This is a genomic window from Seinonella peptonophila (assembly GCF_900129355.1).
In the GTDB taxonomy this organism is placed as follows: Bacteria; Bacillota; Bacilli; order Thermoactinomycetales; family Thermoactinomycetaceae; genus Seinonella; species Seinonella peptonophila.
In genome coordinates this window covers 505,071-528,381 of record NZ_FQVL01000001.1, presented here as the reverse complement: position 1 = coordinate 528,381, position 23,311 = coordinate 505,071, and the positions used below count along the sequence as shown (strand labels likewise).

At 39.4% G+C, this 23,311-nt stretch carries 28 protein-coding genes; 22 read left to right on the top strand and 6 right to left on the bottom strand.

Annotated features, from left to right (window positions below; translation table 11 throughout):
* The 3 genes from BUB71_RS02560 to lipB are packed head-to-tail and all read left to right on the top strand — an operon-like array spanning nt 1 to nt 2,919.
* The gene (locus BUB71_RS02560; protein WP_073151471.1) at nt 1-984 is read left to right on the top strand and encodes an alpha-ketoacid dehydrogenase subunit beta; all 984 of its coding nucleotides are present in this window, start codon (nt 1-3) and stop codon (nt 982-984) included.
* Nucleotides 985-1,011: 27 nt separating this feature from the next.
* Nucleotides 1,012-2,247: a dihydrolipoamide acetyltransferase family protein gene (locus BUB71_RS02555; protein WP_073151468.1), complete on the top strand. Its 1,236-nt coding sequence runs from the start codon at nt 1,012-1,014 to the stop codon at nt 2,245-2,247.
* A gap of 27 nt (nt 2,248-2,274) precedes the next feature.
* The gene (gene lipB, locus BUB71_RS02550) at nt 2,275-2,919 is read left to right on the top strand and encodes a lipoyl(octanoyl) transferase LipB (protein ID WP_073151465.1); all 645 of its coding nucleotides are present in this window, start codon (nt 2,275-2,277) and stop codon (nt 2,917-2,919) included.
* 48 nt (nt 2,920-2,967) lie between these two features.
* Here lipB and BUB71_RS02545 read toward each other — a convergent pair whose 3' ends face one another.
* Entirely contained in the window at nt 2,968-3,168 is a 201-nt protein-coding gene (locus BUB71_RS02545) for a hypothetical protein (RefSeq protein ID WP_073151461.1), read from the bottom strand.
* Nucleotides 3,169-3,646: 478 nt separating this feature from the next.
* Between BUB71_RS02545 and BUB71_RS02540 the strand changes: the two genes are divergently transcribed.
* Complete coding sequence (locus BUB71_RS02540; protein ID WP_073151456.1) at nt 3,647-4,816, top strand: M20/M25/M40 family metallo-hydrolase; 1,170 nt, start codon at nt 3,647-3,649, stop codon at nt 4,814-4,816.
* Between the two features lie 16 nt (nt 4,817-4,832).
* Here BUB71_RS02540 and BUB71_RS02535 read toward each other — a convergent pair whose 3' ends face one another.
* The gene (locus BUB71_RS02535) at nt 4,833-5,651 is read right to left on the bottom strand and encodes an inositol monophosphatase family protein (RefSeq protein ID WP_073151454.1); all 819 of its coding nucleotides are present in this window, start codon (nt 5,649-5,651) and stop codon (nt 4,833-4,835) included.
* Nucleotides 5,652-6,114: 463 nt separating this feature from the next.
* A complete protein-coding gene (gene mciZ / locus BUB71_RS18795) occupies nt 6,115-6,261 on the bottom strand; it encodes a Z-ring formation inhibitor MciZ (RefSeq protein WP_084730957.1) in 147 nt (48 codons plus the stop codon).
* 90 nt (nt 6,262-6,351) lie between these two features.
* Here mciZ and BUB71_RS02525 point away from each other — a divergent pair, with 90 nt between their 5' ends.
* Nucleotides 6,352-6,888: an NUDIX hydrolase gene (locus BUB71_RS02525; RefSeq protein WP_073151450.1), complete on the top strand. Its 537-nt coding sequence runs from the start codon at nt 6,352-6,354 to the stop codon at nt 6,886-6,888.
* A gap of 25 nt (nt 6,889-6,913) precedes the next feature.
* Here BUB71_RS02525 and BUB71_RS02520 read toward each other — a convergent pair whose 3' ends face one another.
* A complete protein-coding gene (locus BUB71_RS02520; RefSeq protein WP_073151447.1) occupies nt 6,914-7,921 on the bottom strand; it encodes a hypothetical protein in 1,008 nt (335 codons plus the stop codon).
* A 124-nt stretch (nt 7,922-8,045) separates the two neighbouring features.
* Here BUB71_RS02520 and spoIIM point away from each other — a divergent pair, with 124 nt between their 5' ends.
* From spoIIM to scpB, 15 genes are all read left to right on the top strand, one after another.
* On the top strand, nt 8,046-8,711 hold the full coding sequence (spoIIM, locus tag BUB71_RS02515; protein WP_073151444.1) for a stage II sporulation protein M: 666 nt from the start codon (nt 8,046-8,048) through the stop codon (nt 8,709-8,711).
* 91 nt (nt 8,712-8,802) lie between these two features.
* Nucleotides 8,803-9,282: a ferric iron uptake transcriptional regulator gene (gene fur, locus BUB71_RS02510; RefSeq protein WP_073151441.1), complete on the top strand. Its 480-nt coding sequence runs from the start codon at nt 8,803-8,805 to the stop codon at nt 9,280-9,282.
* Between the two features lie 91 nt (nt 9,283-9,373).
* On the top strand, nt 9,374-9,583 hold the full coding sequence (locus tag BUB71_RS02505) for a DUF4227 family protein (RefSeq protein ID WP_073151438.1): 210 nt from the start codon (nt 9,374-9,376) through the stop codon (nt 9,581-9,583).
* 27 nt (nt 9,584-9,610) lie between these two features.
* Nucleotides 9,611-10,789 carry a phosphopentomutase gene (locus BUB71_RS02500; RefSeq protein ID WP_073151434.1) on the top strand — a complete coding sequence of 393 codons (1,179 nt, stop codon included), beginning with the start codon at nt 9,611-9,613 and terminating at the stop codon, nt 10,787-10,789.
* A 76-nt stretch (nt 10,790-10,865) separates the two neighbouring features.
* Complete coding sequence (locus BUB71_RS02495) at nt 10,866-11,696, top strand: purine-nucleoside phosphorylase (RefSeq protein ID WP_073151430.1); 831 nt, start codon at nt 10,866-10,868, stop codon at nt 11,694-11,696.
* 77 nt (nt 11,697-11,773) lie between these two features.
* The gene (locus tag BUB71_RS02490; RefSeq protein ID WP_073151427.1) at nt 11,774-12,943 is read left to right on the top strand and encodes a D-alanyl-D-alanine carboxypeptidase family protein; all 1,170 of its coding nucleotides are present in this window, start codon (nt 11,774-11,776) and stop codon (nt 12,941-12,943) included.
* A 63-nt stretch (nt 12,944-13,006) separates the two neighbouring features.
* Nucleotides 13,007-13,360 carry an anti-sigma F factor antagonist gene (gene spoIIAA / locus BUB71_RS02485; protein ID WP_073151424.1) on the top strand — a complete coding sequence of 118 codons (354 nt, stop codon included), beginning with the start codon at nt 13,007-13,009 and terminating at the stop codon, nt 13,358-13,360.
* Nucleotides 13,357-13,812, top strand: coding sequence for an anti-sigma F factor (spoIIAB, locus tag BUB71_RS02480; protein WP_073151421.1), 456 nt, complete (start codon nt 13,357-13,359; stop codon nt 13,810-13,812). The genes spoIIAA and spoIIAB overlap by 4 nt, the downstream gene beginning before the upstream one ends.
* A 12-nt stretch (nt 13,813-13,824) precedes the next feature.
* Nucleotides 13,825-14,586, top strand: a complete 762-nt coding sequence (sigF, locus tag BUB71_RS02475; RefSeq protein WP_073151418.1) for an RNA polymerase sporulation sigma factor SigF — start codon at nt 13,825-13,827, stop codon at nt 14,584-14,586.
* A gap of 100 nt (nt 14,587-14,686) precedes the next feature.
* Nucleotides 14,687-15,313 carry a stage V sporulation protein AA gene (locus BUB71_RS02470; RefSeq protein ID WP_073151416.1) on the top strand — a complete coding sequence of 209 codons (627 nt, stop codon included), beginning with the start codon at nt 14,687-14,689 and terminating at the stop codon, nt 15,311-15,313.
* Nucleotides 15,297-15,722: a stage V sporulation protein AB gene (locus BUB71_RS02465; protein ID WP_073151414.1), complete on the top strand. Its 426-nt coding sequence runs from the start codon at nt 15,297-15,299 to the stop codon at nt 15,720-15,722. The genes BUB71_RS02470 and BUB71_RS02465 overlap by 17 nt, the downstream gene beginning before the upstream one ends.
* A gap of 113 nt (nt 15,723-15,835) precedes the next feature.
* The gene (gene lysA, locus BUB71_RS02460; protein WP_073151411.1) at nt 15,836-17,170 is read left to right on the top strand and encodes a diaminopimelate decarboxylase; all 1,335 of its coding nucleotides are present in this window, start codon (nt 15,836-15,838) and stop codon (nt 17,168-17,170) included.
* A 99-nt stretch (nt 17,171-17,269) separates the two neighbouring features.
* Nucleotides 17,270-18,187 carry a COX15/CtaA family protein gene (locus tag BUB71_RS02455; protein ID WP_073151408.1) on the top strand — a complete coding sequence of 306 codons (918 nt, stop codon included), beginning with the start codon at nt 17,270-17,272 and terminating at the stop codon, nt 18,185-18,187.
* A gap of 41 nt (nt 18,188-18,228) precedes the next feature.
* Complete coding sequence (locus BUB71_RS02450) at nt 18,229-18,996, top strand: segregation and condensation protein A (RefSeq protein ID WP_073151404.1); 768 nt, start codon at nt 18,229-18,231, stop codon at nt 18,994-18,996.
* Complete coding sequence (scpB, locus tag BUB71_RS02445) at nt 18,989-19,609, top strand: SMC-Scp complex subunit ScpB (RefSeq protein WP_073151401.1); 621 nt, start codon at nt 18,989-18,991, stop codon at nt 19,607-19,609. The genes BUB71_RS02450 and scpB overlap by 8 nt, the downstream gene beginning before the upstream one ends.
* A gap of 22 nt (nt 19,610-19,631) precedes the next feature.
* On the opposite strand, the gene BUB71_RS02440 is transcribed toward scpB, so the two are convergent.
* Complete coding sequence (locus BUB71_RS02440; RefSeq protein WP_073151397.1) at nt 19,632-20,510, bottom strand: sulfite exporter TauE/SafE family protein; 879 nt, start codon at nt 20,508-20,510, stop codon at nt 19,632-19,634.
* An 80-nt stretch (nt 20,511-20,590) separates the two neighbouring features.
* Here BUB71_RS02440 and BUB71_RS02435 point away from each other — a divergent pair, with 80 nt between their 5' ends.
* Nucleotides 20,591-21,235: a DUF2953 domain-containing protein gene (locus tag BUB71_RS02435; RefSeq protein WP_073151394.1), complete on the top strand. Its 645-nt coding sequence runs from the start codon at nt 20,591-20,593 to the stop codon at nt 21,233-21,235.
* Between the two features lie 250 nt (nt 21,236-21,485).
* Nucleotides 21,486-21,935 (top strand): GerW family sporulation protein, encoded by a 450-nt coding sequence (ytfJ, locus tag BUB71_RS02430; RefSeq protein ID WP_139278957.1) that lies wholly within the window; start codon nt 21,486-21,488, stop codon nt 21,933-21,935.
* A 33-nt stretch (nt 21,936-21,968) separates the two neighbouring features.
* Here the strand turns inward: ytfJ and BUB71_RS02425 are convergent, their stop codons facing one another.
* Complete coding sequence (locus BUB71_RS02425; protein WP_073151387.1) at nt 21,969-23,243, bottom strand: M20 family metallo-hydrolase; 1,275 nt, start codon at nt 23,241-23,243, stop codon at nt 21,969-21,971.
* Nucleotides 23,244-23,311: the final 68 nt, after the last annotated feature.

The window sequence follows — 23,311 nt, the reverse complement described above, 5'->3', positions numbered from 1 at the left end:
ATGGCTGTCATTTCATATATTGAAGCAATCACTGAAGCATTACGTGAAGAGATGGAACGCGATTCTCGTGTATTTGTATTAGGTGAAGATGTTGGAGTGCGAGGAGGTGTTTTTCGAGCAACAATGGGTTTATATGAGCGATTTGGTCCTGATCGTGTGCTAGATACTCCATTAACAGAATCGGCAATTGCAGGTGTTGGAGTGGGTGTAGCCGCATATGGATTAAGACCTGTCGCTGAAATGCAATTTGCCGACTTTATTTTGCCGGCATTTAACCAAATTGTGAGTGAAGCAGCAAAAATGCGCTACCGTTCTAATAATGATTTTACATGCCCTTTAGTGATCCGCGCTCCTTATGGAGGAGGAATACATGGCGCTCTTTATCATTCACAAAGTATAGAAGCATTGTTTGCGAGTGTACCAGGCTTAAAAATTGTGGCGCCTTCTACTCCATATGATGTGAAAGGTTTATTAAAATCCTCAATTCGTGATGAGGACCCTGTTCTCTTCTTAGAGCATAAACGATGTTATCGTCTGATCAAAGATGAAGTTCCAGAAGAAGAGTATACGGTTCCTCTTGGGCAAGCTGCTGTAAAGCGTGAAGGTACAGATGTGACTGTGATCACATATGGATTAATGGTTCATCATACCATGCAGGTGGCAGAAGAGTTGATTCGGGATGGTATTTCAGTACATATTCTAGATTTACGAACGTTAGTTCCGCTTGATCGTGAAGCTATCTTAGAAGCGGTTGCCAAAACGGGAAAAGTGATCATCATTCATGAAGATAGTAAGACAGGTGGTTTTGGTGGGGAGATTGCTGCTTTGATCGCTGAAGAAGCATTTTATGAATTAGATGCACCTATTCAGCGCTTAGCAGGACCAGATGTCCCAGCGATGCCTTTTAATGCGGTTTTAGAAAGGGAATTTATGTTAAATACGGAGAAAATTGAACGGGCGATACGTACATTGGCAGAGTATTAATCTAGATGATTTTGAGGAGGTGGACTGATGATCATCGATCTAACGATGCCTCAACTAGGAGAGAGTGTCACAGAAGGCATGATTGCTCGTTGGTTAAAACGTCCTGGGGATGTAGTGAAAAAATATGAACCCATCTGTGAAGTTGCTACAGATAAAGTCAATGCAGAAGTACCTTCCACACAATCGGGTATCCTCCAAGAGATTATTGTTGCCGAAGGAGAAACTGTTGCTGTTGGACATGTCATTTGTCGTTTGCAAATTGAGCAGATTGAACCAGAAATTGCAAATATTGACGTGGTTGAAGAATTTGAAACAGAGGAGTTAGAGGAGGCTTCTCCTTCGATGAAAAAACGCTATACTCCAGCTGTTTTAAGATTGGCTGAGGAGAATCAAATTGATTTGAGTCGAGTTCGTGGTACGGGCATGGGAGGAAGAATTACGCGCAAAGATGTGCTGCGGATCGTTGAAGGAAAAAAGGAAATCGAGCCACCAGTTGAACATACAGATCAACAAGAGTCGGAGCCTATTATCTCAGTTGAGAAAAAAACTGTTTCGAGTCAAACCGAAGATGAAGTAATTCCGCTAACACCGATTCGTCGAACAATTGCTGAACGAATGGTAAAAAGTAAGCAAGAGATTCCACATGCATGGGTGATGATGGAAGCTGATGTAACTGGTTTAGTGGCATTTCGCCAACGCATGAAAGAAGAGTTTCGAGAGAAAGAAGGAATCTCCCTAACTTTTATGCCTTTTTTCATTAAGGCAGTAGTTGATTCATTGAAGGAGTTTCCACAACTTAATTCTGTTTGGCAAGAAGATCAAATTATTCATAAGAAACGTATTAATATTTCTATGGCAATCTCAACAGAACGAGAGTTGTTTGTGCCTGTAATTCATGATGCTGATGAAGTAAGTTTACTGGGACTAGCAAAAAGTGTTCATCGTTTAAAAGAGAAAACCTTTCGTGGAAAACTAGAAGTATCAGATATGCAAGGTGGTACATTTACTGTAAATAATACAGGAGCATTTGGATCAGTAGCATCTCAACCCATCATCAATCCACCTCAAGCAGCGATTCTATCATTTGAGGCGATTGTGAAGCGACCGATCGTAATCGACCAAATGATTGCAATCCGTGACATGATGAATTTATGTTTATCGATTGATCACCGGATTATTGACGGATGGATAAGTGGACGATTTTTACAAGCTGTAAAGCAACGACTTGAAGCGTATGGACCAGATACAAAAGGCATCCTGTAGGATGCCTTTTTAGGAGGATATTACAACATGCTACATGAACAAAGATTCGGCATCATTCCTTATCATGAGGCGTGGTCAATGCAAAGAGAGTGGGTTCAAAAAGTAGATGATGGTGCAGAGAATCAATTGATTTTATTGCAACATCCACATACTATTACACTGGGTAGAACAACTGATCAAAAGCATTTGTTATTAACAACAGAAGAGTATTGCCAACGACAAATTGAAGTGGTTGAGATAGATCGTGGTGGGGATGTTACTTATCATGGACCTGGACAGTTGGTAGGGTATCCCATTCTTTATCTCGGTGAGCAACGTAATTTGGCGCGCTCTTATCTCCGTCAATTAGAACAAGGGTTGATTGATGCCTTATCATTTTGGGGAATTGTTGCTTCAAGAAGAGAAAAATATACGGGTGTCTGGGTAGGCAAAGAAAAAATTGCCGCGATTGGGGTTAAATTTCATCGAGGACGACATCGGAGAGGATATATTTCAAGTCATGGGTTTGCATTAAATGTAAATACAGAACTGAAATATTTTGAAACAATCGTTCCTTGTGGGATTACACAGTATGGTGTTACTTCAATGGAAAAAATACTGAAAGTGAAAATTGAAATAACAGAGGTAATGCATCAGGTGAAAAAATCATTCGATCTCATTTTTAGCCAATAAAAAGCACTCCCATCACAGGAGTGCTTTTCAATTTATGTATGCTCTTCTTTACCAAGGTACATATGGGAGGATGCTGTCCACTCCAAAGATAAAATCATATACAGCGAGCAGCGCAATACATCCCAGCCCTAAAGTGAAGGCACCTCCGATAACCATTCCAGGCATATTCTTTGTCTTCTTATTGTAAACTGTACCATAAACGGCGAGAATGGTACTTATCACTAAAGACGTAACCATAAACAGCTCCATAATATACACCTGCCTTTCTCACACACAATAAAGATCGATACAAGTATAAGTTCATCTCTTAAAGTATAAGCAGAAAAATTGTGCTTGTACATAAGAAAAGAATGAAGATTATAGTACAAATGAGCTAATCGCTGCTGCTAACGAACTTGCCAACAGACAAAAGATCACAATATAGACAACCCAACGAATCATCCGTGGATGCATTTTCACTCACCTCACCAAAATATTCTACTCGATGAATAGCAGGAAATCCATATCTTTTCCTAGCATGTACATAAATTGATTTAAATATGATCGTGGTAACTAATAAATTGTACTTTAAACAGAATCGATGTATAATAGGGATATTTTAGAAAAGACAAAATGAAAGCGTTATCATTATATTTCATTTAAGTCTTGCTCTTCTTTTTATAAAATCGTGGTATGATAATATTATGCCACCCTAAGAAATGATTTCGATTAATTGGGGGAACTAAAAGTGGTACAGATACAACGACTACTGGATGAATTTATGGAACTGGTACAAATAGATAGTGAATCGGGTAATGAACGGGAGATATGCGATCGATTGCATGATAAATTAAGTCGATTAGGACTTTCTGTCATGGAAGATAACTCTGCAAGCAAGACAGGTTTAGGTGCTGGTAATTTGATCGCAACGCTCCCTCCAACACAGATGTATGCTACTCCGATTTATTTTACATGTCACATGGATACAGTAACTCCAGGAAACGGGGTAAATCCCATCATTCATGGAGAGTATGTAATGAGTGATGGGCGCACGGTTCTAGGAAGTGATGATAAAGCCGGAATCGCTGCGCTATTAGAAGGAATTCGACTGTTACAGGAGCAGCGAATTGAGCATGGACTTATTCAATTTATTATTACAGTAGGGGAAGAAGTTGGGCTCATAGGGGCAAAACATTTGAACCCTGCATTAATCCGTGCGGAACATGGATATGCGCTTGATTCAAATGGTCCAGTTGGTGAGATCATCGCATCCTGCGCCGCACATATGAAGGCTCGCATTAAAATTCGTGGAAGAGCGGCCCATTCTGGGATTAATCCAGAAGAAGGGATTAGTGCGATTCAAATAGCAAGTAAAGCGATTTCAAAGATCAAATTAGGCAGAATTGATCATGAAACAACGATAAACATTGGACAATTTCATGGTGGGGTGGCAATGAATATTGTCCCAGAAGAAGCAACAATTGTTGCAGAAGTCCGAAGTTGCAATATGGAAAAGCTTCGACACTATGCCGATCAGATGGTAGAAACATTCCGTCAAACTGCATTGACTCATGGTGGAGCGGTTGAGGCTGAAACGGATCTTTCCTTTGCCAGCTTTGAATATACTCCTCAAGATGCCGTTATCCAACATGCGATGACTGCATTAAAAACGATTGGAAGAGAACCATTCTTAATCTCGACCGCTGGTGGGAGTGACGCCAATATTTTTAATTCATATGGCATTCCCACTGTGAATTTAGGGTTAGGCTATGAAAAAATCCATACGACTGAAGAGAGAATGCCTATCCAAGAATTATCTAAAGCTGCTGAGTTAGTAGTAGCTCTGGCGGCACAAACGGCTACAGTAAAAGAGATTGCTGTTACAACAGATCGATCAGACCAATTAGCTGGAGTCTAATGCTACCTCCCACATATCAATCTTTTTGATATAGTGGGAGTTTTTGAATAAAAGCAAGTAACTCTTGATGGATTGATGGATGAGCGGCTAATAGAGTTGTGGGTTGATCAAGAGTAAGAGGCTTTCCCGAAAAGTCAGTAACAATACCGCCAGCTTCTTTAACAAGTAATTGACCTGCTGCAATGTCCCATGGACTTAAATGGGGGACTAAATAACCTTGAATTTGACCTAAGGCAACACGTAATAATGAAAAAGTAGCAGCTCCATATGATCGGATACCACGAATATGTGGACCGATTTCGATTAATTGCTTCCCAAATTGAAGCCCATTAGTTGAAGTAAAATGAAAACTAATGGCCAAAATCGAATCAAGTAGTCGAGTGGGTTGCAGTTTTAGCTGAAGAGGTTCATCATTATGAAAGCACCCAATTCCACTACAGATATGAAAGCACTCATTTTGCTTCACATCATCGATAATACCAAATACGCCGACACCTTGATGATATAAAGCGATGGAAATAGCAAAATCTCGTTGTTGTGTAACAAAGTTACTTGTTCCATCGATCGGATCAATATACCAAACATATTCAGATTGTCTGACCTGTGAGTGATTCATTCCTTCTTCACCTATAATTTGATGATCAGGAAATAATTGGTTAATTTTATCTACAAAAAATTGCTCTACTACCTGATCTACCTCTGTTACTAGATCATTTACATGACTTTTTGATTGATGCTTGATGGAGCCTTTTTCAAGATATTGATAAATCAAATGTCTGGCCTCTGTAACCCAATGCAGTGTTTGTTGATAGATTTCTTTATATTGTTGCTGCAATGAAATCACCCTTAGGTTAGAAGATGTATAATACACTTTTGGCACTAGAATTCTATGTTAATGGCTTGAATACCTTCTGTTGATTAATATTTCCATCAAATATTTCAGACTGAAGAAGAATCTTACATTGAGAAAGCAGAGTAGATCAAGTAGCGATCCCAACAGAAATTGGTTCGCAATATATCTAGAATGTTTCTTCACTCGCATTTTTTTAGGCGCTACAAAGCGTTGTTAAGTATAGCGAAGAATAGGCGGCAGTACTGTCTGCACACTCCGCACAAGTTTCGGCTAAGCAGCTAACGCTGTAAGTCTTACGATGAACGCTGTAGCTGAGTTGATACTGAGCTGAGCGAACAGACGCAGTGCCCATCCATACATCTTTGTAGCCTGAAGAGGAGGTTTTACTTCTATAACACAAGTGCCCGTAACCATAACGCTGCTAGATGAGAGTACATGACGTTGTCTATTTGTTTTTTTGCTCATGTGAATATTGCCGATTTAAAAATTGATATAAAGTGATTTGATGACACGCCAACCTGCGCAAATATGCACGAATTTCCCATGATTTCCCTACACATCGTATTCCTTGACGATCAGTCGTTATTTTCATAAAACCAATCCCCTCCTAAACTTCTATTTAGAGATGGCTTACGCAAAAGAGAAGGGAATTATACATTTTAATTGTGAAGGAGTAGCTGAATTGACTCAATTTCAAGAAAAGACAATTAGCCGGAAGCTCATTTTCCGGGGATGCATTGTAGAGCTTTATGTAGATCAGGTTCAACTGCCGAATGGAAGTTATTCCACAAGAGAGGTGATCAAACACCCTGGCGCAGTAGCCGTGATCGCCATTACTCCCGAGAATCGACTTGTGCTTGTTAGACAATTTCGCAAAGCGCTGGAAAAAACCATTTTAGAGATTCCTGCTGGTAAATTAGAGCAAGATGAAAAACCAGAAGCATGTGCTTTGCGTGAGTTAGAGGAAGAGACAGGTTATCGTGCTTCGAAGCTTTATCATCTTACCTCTTTTTACACATCACCAGGCTTTGCTGATGAATTTCTACATATTTATGTGGCAGAAGGACTGGAAAAAGGAGAGCAACAGCCAGATGTCGACGAGTTTGTAGAGCTTGTAGAGTATGATTTAGAGACTTGTTTGGAACAAATGCAGCTTGGACTCATTTGTGATGCAAAAACAGTTGCAGCCATCTATTATTGGCAACTGCAAAGAAAATAAAAAGGACGGGCAACAACCGTCCTTTTTATCGCTCTCGTCCTCCTCTTTCTCGAAAACGTTCGCGATTCATTTCTAAGTGCATGGCTCGATCTTTCTCATCAGCTCGATTTCGTTCCCCAGGAGTTACCAACAACTGTTCATTTGAATTTGAATTTACCTTGCCTAGTTGTGTACCTTCCAGCAAGTCTCCAATTAGCATTTGGGTATTGGCGTCTCTTAATTGATCTTCTTTACCATTAAAAGCACGAGCAAGGATTTGATCTGCCGTTTCAAATTGTTGTAAACCTTTTTCACCTACGCGTGCCTGCTCTAACCGACCCTCATCCAAGAGTAACTCTTCATGTGTTTGACTATTGGGTTGTCCTTTGCCCATTTGCTGCTCAGTTTGTCGAACAAAGTCTTCTCTGCCTTTAAAAGCACGAGCTAAGAGTTGATCAGCAGTAAGTAGTTCGTGAGGTTTTGTGGGCTCATAGATATAGGAAAGGTCGCCTGTCAGAATCGAACGGTTGCGATCGTTTGCACCTTCAGGAGATTCTCGTTGCTCCTTTTTTTGTTCAGGGGTGAGCCATTGGTCCTTGAGACTATCGATAAATTCATCAAGCATTTCAGAATCTGGTTCGTTATTTTTGGCTTCTTTTTCAATTTTTTTATGATAGCGTGACCAGTAGTAGTTAAGAATTTGTTGAAGATCACTACCACCTCTGTCATGGCTGGCTGGTGTATTACCTGTTAAGTCTAATGTGCCTAATAGATTGCTATTTAACATCCGAAATGGTAATTTGACTATCGATTGCAGAACAGTTAAACCAGCGACATATTTGGTAGGTAGACTATTAATAAAACCGGCTTTACTTTGAAAAGATTCTTGTTGTGCAATATCTCGACTACGAAAATAAGCAGGGTTGTTTTTTTGCTCTGCCAAGGAGCTCATAAGGCTATTTGCTGTATCTTTTACTTTTCCATAAGTTTCTTTGGGAACACCATCTTGTGCTAATGTCTGATCATCTATTTTTTCCAATAAAGCTGTAGCCAATTTTCTCACTTCCTTCCCGATTAAATCTACTTTTATTATAAACTTTTCTATTTGTATTGCGAGGATGATTTTTTAATATTTTCGCTTACTCTTTCATAGAGTAGAAGAGATTGGAGGAGTGAGTATGCGTTCTCGTAAAAAGCAATGGAATCAAACACTACATCATCATTTCCAAACACAAAAATCACTCTATCTTTTTGTGACGGTATTATTGATGATGGGAGTTATATTTGGTGCAGTACTGGTTAATGTCTTAGATGGAACTCAAAAAGAAGGTTTATTAAATTATCTAGGGTACTTTTTTCAAGGACTCCGTCAAAATGAGATCGCTGATCCCGAGATTATGTTTCAACATGCAATTGGTGATCATCTAAAGACAGTGGGCATCATGTGGATACTAGGGATTTCGATAATAGGGATGCCAGTTATATTGATTTTGATTTTCCTGAAAGGACTTGTGGTAGGATTTACGGTTGGCTTTCTCGTACATCAACTCAGTTGGAAAGGGTTTTGGTTTGCTTTTGTATCAGTTGTACCGCAAAATTTATTTATCATCCCTGCTATGATTATCATTGCTGTACTGGGATTACATTTTTCAATCACTTTAGTAAGAAATCGTCTGATTAAACATCGCGGGAGAATCTATCCCCAATTTGTTTCTTATTCACTTGTCGTAACCATGTTAGTCGGTTCATTATTAGTCGCTGCTGGAATGGAAGCATATCTTTCACCTTGGTTGATGAAACAGACTGTTCCAGAAGTTGGAATGCAGGCACTTAAATTATTATAATGATTCTCACCTAATACTTTTTGTTATATTATTTGACGAAGTGATGTCTTCTCCCCTATAATATGAATCAGATGTATAGGGGGGTGTGAGTGTGGAAAAAAGGGTAAATCACATTAAGCAACAATTATCCGCCCACGGCTACAAATTGACCCCCCAACGGGAAGCGACTGTCCGTGTGCTATTAGAAAATGAGGAGGCTCATTTGAGCGCTGAGGATGTCTACCTGTTGGTGAAGGAAAAAGCTCCGGAGATCGGACTTGCCACTGTTTACCGCACACTGGAATTACTTAGTGATTTACAGATCATACACAAGCTTAATTTTGGAGACGGTGTTACACGGTACGAATTTCGTGCTGAAGGTGCTGAACACCATCACCATCATTTAATTTGCCTTAATTGCGGTACGGTTGATGAGATTATGGAGGATTTGCTTGGCCCAATTGAACACCGGGTTGAAACTGAGTTTGACTTTCAAATCGTTGATCATCGTCTGACTTTTCATGGTGTATGTCATCGATGTAAGGATCAGGTGACTGATCCTAAAAAATTAGTAGGTTCTAGAGTGACGTGAGGCTTTCGTAGAAAGCTCTCGCGTTTTATTTTGTATGATACATAAAAAAATCCTTCTCCCCATAGGTTATTAGCATGGGGAGGGGACTTTTGTGAACATTTTTTGGAAACGTATGTTATTCTTTTTAGTGCTTGTTTTTTTATTTTATCAATTGATATCGTTCAGTTTTCGCTATTTTTTACCTACAGAAAATCAACCAAGTGATGGAGCAGTAAAAGTAATGGCTCCAATTCAGGATCAACAAGAGCTTTTCAAACAAGTAGGTGAACGTATATGGCTATTTTATTGGTTAGGAGAATAAAAGATCAATAGGAAGTGTGTGTTGTAAATGGAACAGCGAGGTAGAGCAATTGTTATTGTGTTAGATAGCGTTGGGATTGGGGCTTTACCCGACGCGGATCAGTTTGGAGATCTGGGAAGTCATACAATGGGGCATATTGCGGAAAGTCAAGGAGGACTTTCTTTACCTCATCTTGAACAATTTGGACTGGGTAATATTGAACAGATGAAAGGGATTGTAGCCGTTTCGCAGCCAAAGGCCAGTTATGGTCGGATGATCGAGATTTCGAGAGGAAAAGATACAACAACTGGTCATTGGGAGTTGATGGGGATCTATACGGACAAGCCTTTCCAAACATATCCACAAGGGTTCCCTGATATATTGATTCATCAAATTGAACAAGCAACAGGTAGAAAAGTGGTAGGGAATGTTCCAGCTTCGGGTACGGCTATCATTGAACAATGGGGCAAACATCAGTTAGAAACAGGTGACCTTATCATCTATACTTCGGCTGATAGCGTATTGCAAATTGCGGCACACCAAGACGTGATTTCGCTTGAGGAATTATATCAAGTTTGCGAAATTGCACGAAAACTTACATTGGCGGATGAACATCGAGTTGTTCGTGTGATCGCTCGCCCGTTCAAAGGAAAGCCAGGAAGCTTCGTGCGAACAGCGAATCGGCGCGATTATTCTGTTAAACCTCCTGCCCATACAGTCTTAAACCATTTGGTTGATAAGCGCATTGAAGTGGTGGGGGTTGGTAAAATACCAGATATCTTTGCTAATAGTGGGATTACCCAGTCTATACATACTACTTCCAATGATGATGGGATAACCAAGTTAGTTGAAGCATTACATACAATGGAAACAGGCTTTTTCTTTGTAAATCTTGTTGATTTTGATAGTAAGTATGGTCACCGACGTGATCCAAAGGGTTATAAACAAGCATTAGAAGCATTTGATAAAAGACTACCTGAAGTGATTGACTCTTTAGCAGCAAATGATTTGTTAATCATTACAGCAGATCATGGCAATGATCCTACTTTTCATGGAACTGATCACACCAGGGAGTATGTACCTTTGTTTGTTTATGCACCTTGGATTCAAAAACCTTGTGATCTAGGCATTCGAACCACTTTTGCAGATGTAGGAGCAACGATAGCTGAATGGTTCCAAGTTGAAAAACCAAATATTGGCATAAGTTTTTATCAACAATTAAAATAAATAATCTTTCAATAAAGTAGAGTATAATAGGTAGTTAGCAAAGAGTTTAGATCATCGAAAGAGGAGAGTCATTTTTATGAAACAGATAGCTGATCAGATCACGGCTGCAGTAAGTTCAATTGAAAAGCAATTGGACAAAAAACCAGAGATTGGCCTGATTTTAGGAAGTGGATTAGGCGATCTTGCTCAGTTAATTAAACAACCGACAATCATTCCCTATAACCAAATCCCACATTTTCCACAGTCAACAGTAGAAGGTCATGCTGGACAATTTGTTTTCGGTGAACTAGAAGGAAAGCAAGTTCTCATTATGCAAGGGCGTGTGCATCTGTATGAAGGACATCAGATGGAGCAAGTCACATTTCCGATTCGAGTGATGAAAAAGTTAGGGATTCATACATTGATCGTAACAAATGCAGCAGGCGGCATTAATCAGGAATTTGCCTCAGGAGCTTTGATGCTGATTCGGGATCATATTAATTTTATGGGTCAAAATCCCCTTGTTGGACCCAATGATGATGAGGTGGGTCTACGTTTTCCAGATATGACATATGCCTATCGTCCTGCGTTAAGACAACAAGCGAAACAAGTTGCTTCAGAGATGGGAGTCACTTTAGAAGAAGGGGTTTATGTAGGCGTGTTAGGTCCATCTTATGAAACACCTGCTGAGATTCGTATGTTTCGCCAATGGGGTGCAGATGCAGTAGGGATGTCGACTGTTCCAGAAGTAATTGTTGCACATCATGCTGGAATTCATGTTTTAGGGATTTCCTGCATTACGAATATGGCTGCGGGAATTCTAGATCAGCCTTTACATCATACTGAAGTAATGGAAACGGCTGAGCGAGTTCATGATCAATTTATGGCTCTTGTTCAAGGGATTATAAGGAAAATCGAACATCCATAGATAAAATATTTATGAATTGGAATAATCCTCCTCTTACCCGTTCACAATAATGTTGACTTTGAAGAGGAGGTTTAATCATGATCATTCGCCTCATAACCATGACAATATTGGTGATCTTACAATTGGTTATGCTACCTATCACAAATTTTGCGCAGGGGGTAAGTGGGCAGTTGGCTGCATCCGCTCGATCTGCCATTTTAATCGATGCAAACAGTGGGAAAATCCTATATGAGAAAAACAGTCATGAAAAATTAGCACCAGCTAGTATGACGAAAATTATGACCTTGCTTTTGATAATGGAATCCATTGAAAAGAAACAGTTAAAATATACTGACTTGGTACAAGTGAGTGAAAAAGCAGCTTCAATGGGGGGCACTCAGATTTTTTTAGAGCCTGGTGAAAGGATGAATGTTCGTGATCTTGTAAAAGGAATCGCGATTGCATCGGCAAATGATGCCACAGTTGCGATGGCTGAAAGAATTGCTGGAAGCGAACAGCGTTTTATAGCATTGATGAACCAGCGTGCTAGACAGCTTGGTTGCCAAGACACACATTTTGTCAATACAAATGGTCTACCTGAAAATGGACACTTATCATCATCCTATGATATGGCGTTAATTGCTCGTGAGTTGCTAACACACCCAGCCATTACTCAATATACAGGTATATATGAAGACCATCTGCGTAAGGGAAGCAAAAAACCTTTTTGGTTAGTCAATACCAATAAATTGATCAAATTTTATCCAAATGCAGATGGATTAAAAACAGGCTTTACACAAGAAGCTAAGTATTGTCTGACTGCAACTGCTAAACGTGGGCAATTCCGTCCGATTGCTGTTGTTATGGGAGAACCCGATATTAAAACACGCAATCAAGAAGTAGCAGGTATGCTGGATCATGCATTTGCTACATACGATTCTGTTCTGCTCTTTCGGAAAGGGCAAAAAATCGGAATAAAAGAGTTGCAGAAAGCACAAGTTCGTAAATTAACGCTTTATGCGGATCGAGATATTAGTATTTTGGTAAGAAAGGGTCATTCCCCAAAAGAATTTAAATACTCAATCAAGTGGTTAAAAGAGCAAATCCCGATTCGCAAAAATGAGCTTGTTGGGAAGTTGGTAGTATATCACCAGGGAAAACAAGTAGATCAAGTCGATTTGCGTAGTCACATCAATATTGAAGAGGCAGGGCTTTGGGACTTGCTAAAAAGAGCATGTAATGATCTATTTCTACAAAAGAAGGATTGAAGAAGGAAAATATAGGGAACAACTCGAAGTGATATAGGTGAAAAATAGGAGAGGAGAGCAGTTATGAGCCTATCACTTGAGGTGAAACATGCTCGTGATGTACTGATCGTACGTCTAGCAGGTGAGCTGGATCATCATACAGCTGAGACAGTACGTTATCAGATTGAAGCAGAGCTAAAAAAAGAGATTTATTCACACCTTGTTCTGAATCTTGCTGAATTAGAATTTATGGACAGTTCAGGGCTAGGTGTGATTCTAGGGAGATATAAACATGTAACGCAATTAGGAGGGAAGATGACTCTCTGTTCCATCAGACCTTCTGTTTATCGATTGATGGAAATGTCAGGTCTCTTTCGTATTTTGTCAATTTATGATCATGAACAAGATGCTGTTCAAGCCTGTGGGGTGGCCTCATGAGTCCCTATCAAAAAAATGTAATGGAGTTATCTTTCTCCAGCTTATCGCAAAATGAGTCTTTTGCTCGCGTTGCTGTTGCTGCTTTCGTATCCCAACTTGATCCGACAGTTGAACAGCTAACAGATATCAAAACAGTTGTTTCTGAGGCTGTTACGAATGCGGTTATTCATGGATATGAAGAAAATGGTGATGGAGTTGTTTACATACGTGTAGAGTTAGAACGTGATCGCATTCGTATCCAGATTACTGATCAAGGTATTGGTATACAAGATATTAGTGAAGCTCGTCAACCGCTTTATACATCTAAACCAGAGTTAGAGCGATCCGGTATGGGTTTTACGATTATGGAAAATTTTATGGATGAAGTTACTATTCATTCAAAACCTAATCAAGGAACCTCCATTTATATGGTCAAATACTTAAAAAACCATCAACAAACGATGGCGAATTAGGGAGCACGCAATATGGAAGCAGATGTGCGAAATAGTCGCCATCCTTACTTGTCGGATAAAGAAGTTCGTAACTTGATTAAACAGAGTCAAACCGGGGATCGCAGCGCTCGTGATCGACTCGTGAATCATAATATTCGATTAGTTTGGTCAGTTGTTCAACGCTTTCTAAATCGTGGTTATGATTCAGAAGATTTATTTCAAATCGGTTGTATTGGACTTTTAAAAGCGGTTGATAAGTTTGACCTTACATATGAGGTAAAGTTTTCGACCTATGCTGTCCCAATGATCATTGGAGAGATTCAAAGATTTCTTCGCGATGATGGAATGGTCAAAGTAAGCCGTTCTCTAAAAGAGCTTTCGAATAAAGTAAGAAAGGCCAGAGACGAATTAGTAAAGGAATTAGAAAGACAGCCTACCATACATGAAATTGCAGAATCAATTGGTGTGGAAGCAGAAGAAATCGTTTTTGCCCAAGAGGCAAATCGACTACCCACTTCGATCCATGAAAAAGTCTATGAAAATGATGGTGACCCGATCACATTGATGGATATGATTTCAGAAGAATCTGAATCAATCTGGTTTGAAAAATTAACTTTAAAAGATGCGATTAGTCGTTTACAACCTAGGGAACAACTAATCGTCTTTCTTCGATTTTTTAAAGATCAAACCCAGACAGAGGTAGCACAGCGACTAGGGATTTCACAAGTTCAAGTTTCTCGATTGGAAAAAAAGATTATTGACCGGATGAGAGAAGACTTAGAGGCGAAAGAGTAAACCTGAATGCCAAAGGGATGAGAACCCCAATCGGCTTCAGGTATTTTTCTTTTAAAGATAAGCATAATAAATTCGATGTTTAAAGAAGGGAATGACCCCTATGAGCAATCAAACCATTTATTTTCGGATGAAAAAGCGCATACGGGTAAAAAACGGTCAGCAATTATGTTTGGGTGACATCTGTGAATTATCTTCTTCACATAACCTACTAAATCTCGATACTCTACCTATTGCCACGATCTCCACCAAGGGCGGAAATTATCATGTGATTGATGCTTTACAGATCTGTAAACTTCTACAACAGCAGTTGCCAAAAGTGGAGATTCGGCCTATTGGGGTGGCTCAGACTCTAATTGAAGTTCAATTAGAATCTCGTGTTCCAAAACTTTTCTTAGTTGTAGGAGTTTGGATCATTATTTTTATTGGTGCTGGATTAGCAATTATTAATTTTCATACAGATGTTAGTATGAAAGAAGTTCATCAAAGAATTTATTATTTGTTAACAGGAAATAAGCTGGAGTACCCTTTATTGTTGCAAATTCCATATTCATTAGGGATTGGTTTGGGAATGATACTTTTTTTTAATCGATTTCTTAATAGGAGAATTAATGAAGAACCGAGTCCGATGGAATTAGAAATGTTTCTCTATCAAGAAACAATTGACCAATATATGATTGACCACGAAAAGAAACAGATGGGAAAAAAAGGTCATGTTCCTCATTCATAGTTTGATCGCTATATTGTTGGGCTTTGCAGGAGGAATTGCAGTAGGGGGCGGTTTTGTTGCTTTTATCACTGTACTAGATATCATTCCAAGGTTAGTTCAACTATCCAGAAGTCCATCAGCGCTATATGCTTATGAGTGGGCGATTATTCTAGGTGTTATCAGTTTTACAGTTTGGGACTTTTTTGATTTAGCATTGCATGCTTCACCATACTTTCTATTAATACTTGGATTGTTCATGGGGATTTTTATCGGTTTATTAGCTGCTGCTTTAACAGAGGTAATGAATGTCATTCCGATTTTAGCTAAACGCCTTGGGATGCATATGTATTTAGCCTATTTACTGGTCGCTATGGTTTTAGGAAAAGTTTGTGGCTCCTTGTTTCAATGGCTATTTTTCCATGTAGGATAAAAAAGCAATATATGATACTGTTTGTATAATTTGTCTATTCACTTCTCTGCGTTACTGTCGTATAGTGATACATATTGATTGATCATACATTGATAGAGAAAGGGAACCCCATTATGTATCTACATGGATCGAGTCGTATTAATGATAAAGGACATCTAGAGATAGGAGGTTGTGACACAGTCGAACTGGCGAAGCAATATGGCACACCACTCTATGTATTAGATGAGCGTTATATTCGAGAACGAATGAAAGCACTAAAACAAGCGGCAGCACAAAGCGGGCTTTCAATGCAAGTAGCATATGCGAGTAAAGCATTGTCTACTTTAGCTATATGTCGTATCGTTGATGAAGAAGGTCTCTTTTTGGATGTAGTATCCGGAGGCGAGCTTTTTACAGCCGAACAGGCTGGATTTCCAAGTAAACGTATTTATTTTCATGGGAACAATAAATCGATTGATGAGTTAGAGATGGCCCTTTCAATGGGGATTCGTCTTTTTGTAGTCGATAATTTTATTGAGATGGAATTACTGGAAACGTTAGCTCGTGAGAAGAAGCAAATCGTATCTGTTCTGCTACGGATTACACCTGGTGTAGAGGCGCATACACATGCTTATATTCAGACAGGGCAGGAAGATTCTAAGTTTGGCTTTGCGCTTACGAGTGGACTTGCTCATCAAGCCGCCAGACAAGCGCATCGTTCCCCGTATTTGCAGTTGGAAGGATATCATTGTCATATTGGATCTCAGATATTTGAACTTGAAGCCTTTAGTGTTGCGATTGAAAAAATGGCTCATTTTGCATATCAATTATGGAACGAAGAATCGATTCCATGTAAATTATTCAATGTTGGTGGTGGTTTTGGTATTCGCTATCGGGAAGATGATTATCCGCCTACACCAGAAGCGTTTGTTCAGACAATTGCAGCCAATATTAAACACTCTTTCGCACGCTTTCCTGAATATCCAGAAGTATGGTTAGAACCTGGACGTTATCTGGTAGGGGAAGCTGGAACAACTCTTTATACAATTGGAACCATCAAAGAGATTCCTGGAATTCGTACTTATGTGTCGGTTGATGGAGGGATGACAGATAACCCTCGTCCTGCCCTTTACCAAGCTGAATATGATGCGATATTAGCAAATCGAGCCAGTGAATCCAAAGAACAGCTTGTCTCAATTGCTGGAAAGTGTTGTGAATCAGGAGATATGTTAATCTGGGATATTTCATTGCCAACAGTAAAAACAGGTGACTTGCTTGCTGTAGGGTCTACAGGCGCATACAATTATTCAATGGCAAGTAATTATAATCGATTACGCAGGCCTGCAATGGTATTAGTTTCGGATGGAAAAGCAGAGTTAATTGTAGAACGTGAATCATATGAGGATTTAATTTCACATGATCGAATTCCCAAACGTTTAAAGAAACGTCAGTCTGTTGAGCTATGCTAGGATGTGGAAATTTTGTGCCAGTTTCGTTCCACTAACAGTTGAGATCCCTTCGTTTATGTTATAGTTAACGTCGAAATGAGCGAAAACGAGGGGAAAGATATGCTAGATCGTCTACTCAGGTACTTATCAGTGGTAACTGCTTTTGGTGCTTATCTGATGTTGTTGATGGGAGCTATTGTTACAAAAACTGGTTCAGGCAAAGGCTGTGGGAATTCATGGCCATTTTGTCATGGTCAACTGATTCCTCAGTCATTGCCGATTGAAACTGTTTTTGAATATAGTCATCGGATTATTTCAGGATCGGTTGGGTTTCTTATTCTGGTATTAACGGTTGCTACATGGATTCGATATCGCAGCGATCGAAAGGTAAAAACATTGGGATTTTTAAGCCTCTTTTTTGTGATTCTACAAGGGGCATTAGGTGCATTAACGGTTGTTTTTGAAGATACTTTTGCAAAACAGGCAGCATTGGCGTTACATTTTGGTTTTTCTTTGATTTCATTTGCAAGTGTAGTATTACTTGCTGTTCATCTCTTTCAAATGAATAAAGCTGATGAAAAGACACGTTTACCCGTTCATCGGGGTTTACAAGTAGGTGTTTGGGGATTAGCCATCTACACTTATTTAGTCGTTTATACAGGGGCTTATGTTCGACATGCTCATGCTACAATGGGTTGTGGTTATCAATTTCCAGGCTGTGGTTCTCATTGGTTGCCTAACTTTGTAACGCCGTCTGGTATCCATATGTTACATCGTTTTGCGGCGATTTCGTTAGTTTTATTTGTTTTGATTGTAGCGATTTGGATATGGAACCAGTATCGTCAAAGAAAAGACTTAGTTCATGGTGTTAACGCTGCATTCGTGTTTATTATTTTACAAGCAGCAAGTGGGGTTATTACTGTTTTTACTGGGGGACAAGTTTTAGCAGCTCTTCTGCATACAACTTTAATCTCGATCTTTTTTGCAATTCTATGTTATCTTTGTATGCAAGTACTAAATCGTAAATCGATCACTTAATATATAATACTTGTTGTGGTAAGGAAAGCAGTGGTATTGGAATGGATGTACAAGTAAAACTAGATCAATTTGAAGGACCGCTTGATCTGTTACTTCATTTGATCGAGCGATCCGAGGTTGATATCTATGAAATATCAATTACGGAGATTACCAATCAATATATTGAAATTTTGGATCAAGCGAAGGAGTTACGACTGGAGATTGCGAGTGAATTTGTCGTTATGGCCGCTACTTTGCTCGCCATTAAAAGCCGGATGCTCCTTCCAACAAAACCTAGTAATGAAACGTTGCTAGATGGTGAACTGGAAGAGTGGAGTGATCCACGAGAGCAACTGATTGAACGCCTACTAGAATATAAGAGATATAAACGCCTTGGACAAGTTTTAGCTGAGAGAGAGGCAGAGCAAAGTCGACTTTTTGGTCGAGCGCCAATCGATTTATCAGCATATGCCAAAGAGATACATCCTTTAAAGGGGACTTCTTTAGATGCTATCTTATCAGCATTCGAAGAGATTTTAAGGCAAAATAAGCGTCAAGAGTCTGAGCCGACAACGAAGTTGATTCGTGAAGAGATATCAGTGAGTGATCGAATGGAAGAAATCGTACAATTTTTAAAGAGAAGAAGGAAAGTTTTTTTTACTGACCTGTGTACTTGGTCTGTCTTAACAAGAGAGCGAATCATCACAACATTCTTGGCTTTGCTTGAACTGATGAGAGGAAAGCAAGTTTATTGTGTGCAGACACATCCCTTTAAAGAATTAGAGATTACATGGATCGGTAAGGAAGAAAGGGTGCTCATTCATGGATGAGTCTTTACAGTTGAAATCTATCTTAGAAGGTTTACTTTTTGCTGCTGGTGAAGAGGGTTTGACAAATAAAGAATTGGCAAAAGTTTTAGAAACAGATAAAAACAAAATCGATCTTCTCGTTCATGAATTACGAGTAGATTGGAAAGAACAGCAAAGGGGTATGCAAATTATCAAAGTGGCACAAACGTATCAAATTACGACATTACCTGAGCACTATCCGTATCTCGCACGAATGGCAAGAACTCCTCGACATGCCAAGTTATCTCGATCATCACTTGAGACATTAGCGATTATCGCTTATCGCCAGCCGATTACTAGGATTGAAATCGAGGAGATACGTGGGGTGAAAAGTGATCATGTGCTGCAAAAATTGCAGCAGAAAAAATTAGTTTGTGCTGTAGGGCGTGCAGAGGGGGTCGGTCGTCCACGACTTTATGGAACAACTCAAGAGTTTTTGAGTTATTTTGGCTTAAATCACATAGACGAATTGCCTTCTCCGCATACAATTTTTAATTGGCAAGAATGGGAAACAGATAAGCAAGATTTAATACATAGGCTTGGCGTATCCAAAACAAAAAAAGAAATAGAACAGGATGAAACCGATGCTTCCTAATTGTGTGAGCAATCGGTTATTTTTATGCTTTTTCGCTCCCATGTTCAGAGTTGGTTCGACGGTGAATAATGATTGAATAAGCAAGTGCTATAAACCAGATGACAATGGCGATGGAATAGACAGTCCATTGTCCAATCGGTTCCACTGAAAAGGTTTCTAACAGCGTTTTCAAATTTGTCACGATAATAATGCCCCCCACAAGAACGCCTAGAATTCTTGCTGGCATGATGTGAACTAACCAAGCAGCAATAGGTGCGGCAAGGATCCCCCCCGCGATTAGCGCGCTTACCCAAAGCCAACTGATATGAGAAAAGCCCAAAGAGAGTAAAAAACCGATCGATGCAGAAGATGCTACAGCAAATTCACTTGTATCCACTGATCCAATCACTTTCCGAGGCTCCATCTGATTGCGACTTAGTAAAATGGGGGTCGTGATCGGTCCCCATCCCCCACCACCAGTTGCATCTGCAAATCCAGCGATTAGACCAAGTGGATATAGTATTTTGCTAGAAATGGTTCGGGTAGGTTGGATTTTTACTCGATAGAGAAATCTAATTAAAACATAAATACCTAATAGTAATAAAAAGGCTGACACATAGGGCTTGATCATATCACCTGGAAGTGAGCTAACGAAAATGGCTCCTCCAAATGCTCCAATTGAGCCAGGTATGATTAACCGGAAGATTACTTTTTTATCCACATTGCCAAACCGAATGTGTGAAATACCAGATGCTGCTGTTGTAAAGACTTCTGCAATATGAACAGAGGCCGAAGCAAGCGCAACTGGAAAGCCATATAAAAACAATAAAGAAGTAGTCGTAACTCCATAAGCCATACCAAGGGAACCATCAATAAGCTGTGCAATAAGACCAATTACTGCTAGAATAATCAATCTTTCCATTGCAATCCCTCCAGAATAAATTTAGAAAAATCGGGAAGTCTAATTTTGGATGTAGACATTACTCGATAGAAGGTGTAGATATGTTGTTTTGGGTCATTCTGTTGATTCTCATCCCGCTTATTGGGGTTATTTGGTACACAAATATCTGGATCAAAATCATTTTTGACTGGGATCATGAAGAACAGCATATTGAGCTCATTATTTCACCGTGGTTTCGTTGGTTAAAATTTCGCTATGTGGTTCCAAAGATTGATTGGCAAGGTTTGAATCAAGGGGCGAAGTTGAAGATGAAATCGAGTAGTCGTGAAGAAGAAGTACGAATCACAAAAGATTCAATCGAGTGGTTTAAAGACTCTGTGGATCGGTTACTTGACCAAGTTCGCAATATGGCGCATGTCTCACATGATTTTTTGCAAAGGGTGGTTTGTGAAGAGCTAACTTTTCAAACTCAGGTAGGCACCGGTGATGCGGCTGAGACCGGTGTGATTACAGGTATATGTTGGTCAATTCAATCGAATCTAGTTGGTTTTTTTTACCCAAAAGTGAAATGGGAAACATCACCCCATTTAGATGTCATCCCTAATTTCACAAGACCTGTTTTTTCACTTGCCTTTCGGAGTACTTTTCGTTTTCGATTGGGGTACTTTCTTAAGGCGGGTTTGCGTTTGTTAAGAGGTTATCTTCGTTCAAAAGAAGCCCATAAAAAAGCAAGGATGAATATATAGAGTATTTAGGTATTATACATGAAGCCTTATAAAAAAGGTATATTTTATTGGTTTTATCATTATGACTCCCTCTTCGATTACCCAAATAGAGGTGTTTTATTATTGGATTACTTGAATAAATTTCGAATTGTAATGGATTGAGAAGAGAGAAAGAGTGATCTTTCCTTTTTTTGCATAAAAAAATTATATCTGGGCAACCTATCACTGCTGTGATATGAATCGAATATTTCTGATAAAGGAGGAGTTTGGTTTGGCTGAACATCCAATTCAAGGGCTTATGAAAACGGCTATGGAAAATATTAAAGAGATGGTTGACGTAAATACCATTATTGGAGATCCTATCGAAGCACCTGATGGAAAAAGTGTGATTATACCCGTGAGTAAAGTTGGATTTGGATTTGCGGCAGGGGGGAGCGAATTCTCCACAAATGGTGGTTCTAGACGTTCATCCTCAGATGAACAGGAAGGAAACGGAGAAGCTAAGCAAGAACATCCTTTTGGTGGAGGAAGTGGCGGTGGCGTATCCATTACTCCTGTTGCTTTTATCGTAGTTAATGAACAGGGGATGCGCTTAATGTCAACAGATTCTCCCTCCCATCTGTATGAACGGATAATCGATTTTGCCCCACAAATCTTTGAACGTCTTCAAGGTAGAAAGCATGCAAAAGAACATAAGTCAAATACAGATCCTTGTTGTTGACCTATAAACGACTACTTTCTCAGAGTAGTCGTTTTATGATTGAACGAGCCTTCGCAATACGTTATCTAACACTTGAATTCCGCTCATGATATCGGATAGCGAAACCCATTCTCCTGGATGATGACTCATTCCATTTTTACATCGAACAAAGATCATGCCTGTTGGGAAATATTTACCCATTACCATTGCGTCATGTCCAGCACCACTTGGTAGATATACAGGTGTGTGTTGCAATTGATCCATTACATCTTCAATGAGTTGATTGATCTTTGGGTGCATGGGCGTTGGCGATACAAAACGAGTTTCTTCGATTTGCACAATTATATTTCGTTCTGCTGCTATTTGCTCAAGTTGCTTCCAAATTTTTGTTTTCAACATTCGTTGGTTTTTAATGTTGATATCTCGAATATCAATTGTAAATTGAACTTGTGCTGGGATCACATTGATGCTACCTGGTTTTAATAGAAGTTGACCAACAGTTGCTACAGCCGTATCGCTAATCTGGGTGGGCAGTTTTTCAATCATGTGAATTGCTTCTGCAGCGGCACTCAAAGCATCTCGACGATTTTTCATAGGTGTACTCCCTGCATGGCCTGCTTCACCAGAAAATGTTACCTTTAACCAACATAATCCCGCGATCCCATTTACAATCCCTAAAGGAAGATGAATGGATTCTAAAACCTTCCCTTGCTCTATATGTAATTCAATATAGCATTCAATCTCTTTTTTCGGACGTGTAATCTGGCTTTTTTGGCTAAATGATAATCCGTCTTTTGCTAGTACGTTTAAGAATGAATCTTCATTTTGATCGATGAGTGAAGCAAATTTTTCATATTCCCAACTGCCTGTAAAAAAATGACTTCCAATCAGGTTTGTTTGAAATCTGACCCCTTCTTCATCAGCGAATGAAACGAGTTCAATTGACCGATTGGGCCGGAAATTATCTTGCCTCCATTGTTGTAATATTTCTAGTGCTGAGATAACTCCAAGTACCCCATCAAAGTGCCCTCCATTTGGAACTGTGTCGAGATGTGAGCCAACCATAACTGTTGGAAGATGATTATGTTTACCATCCAAACGTCCAAAGATATTTCCGACTTCGTCTTCAGCTACTTGAAGACCTATTTCTTTTAACCAGATTTTTAGTTGTTCTTTGGCGGATCGATCAGCAGGGGAATATGCAAGGCGATTTGCCCCACCTTCTGGCGTTTGAGCTATCTGTGCAAGTGTGTCTAGTCTTTTGGCAACTCTTTTCGCACTATTTGATACAATTGGCGAATCCTGAAGCAGCTGCTCATATAAGTTCATCGTTGGAATCCTTTCTCAATCAGAATAAAAAAAATGAACAGAAGCATGATATAGACAGAATTGAAGCT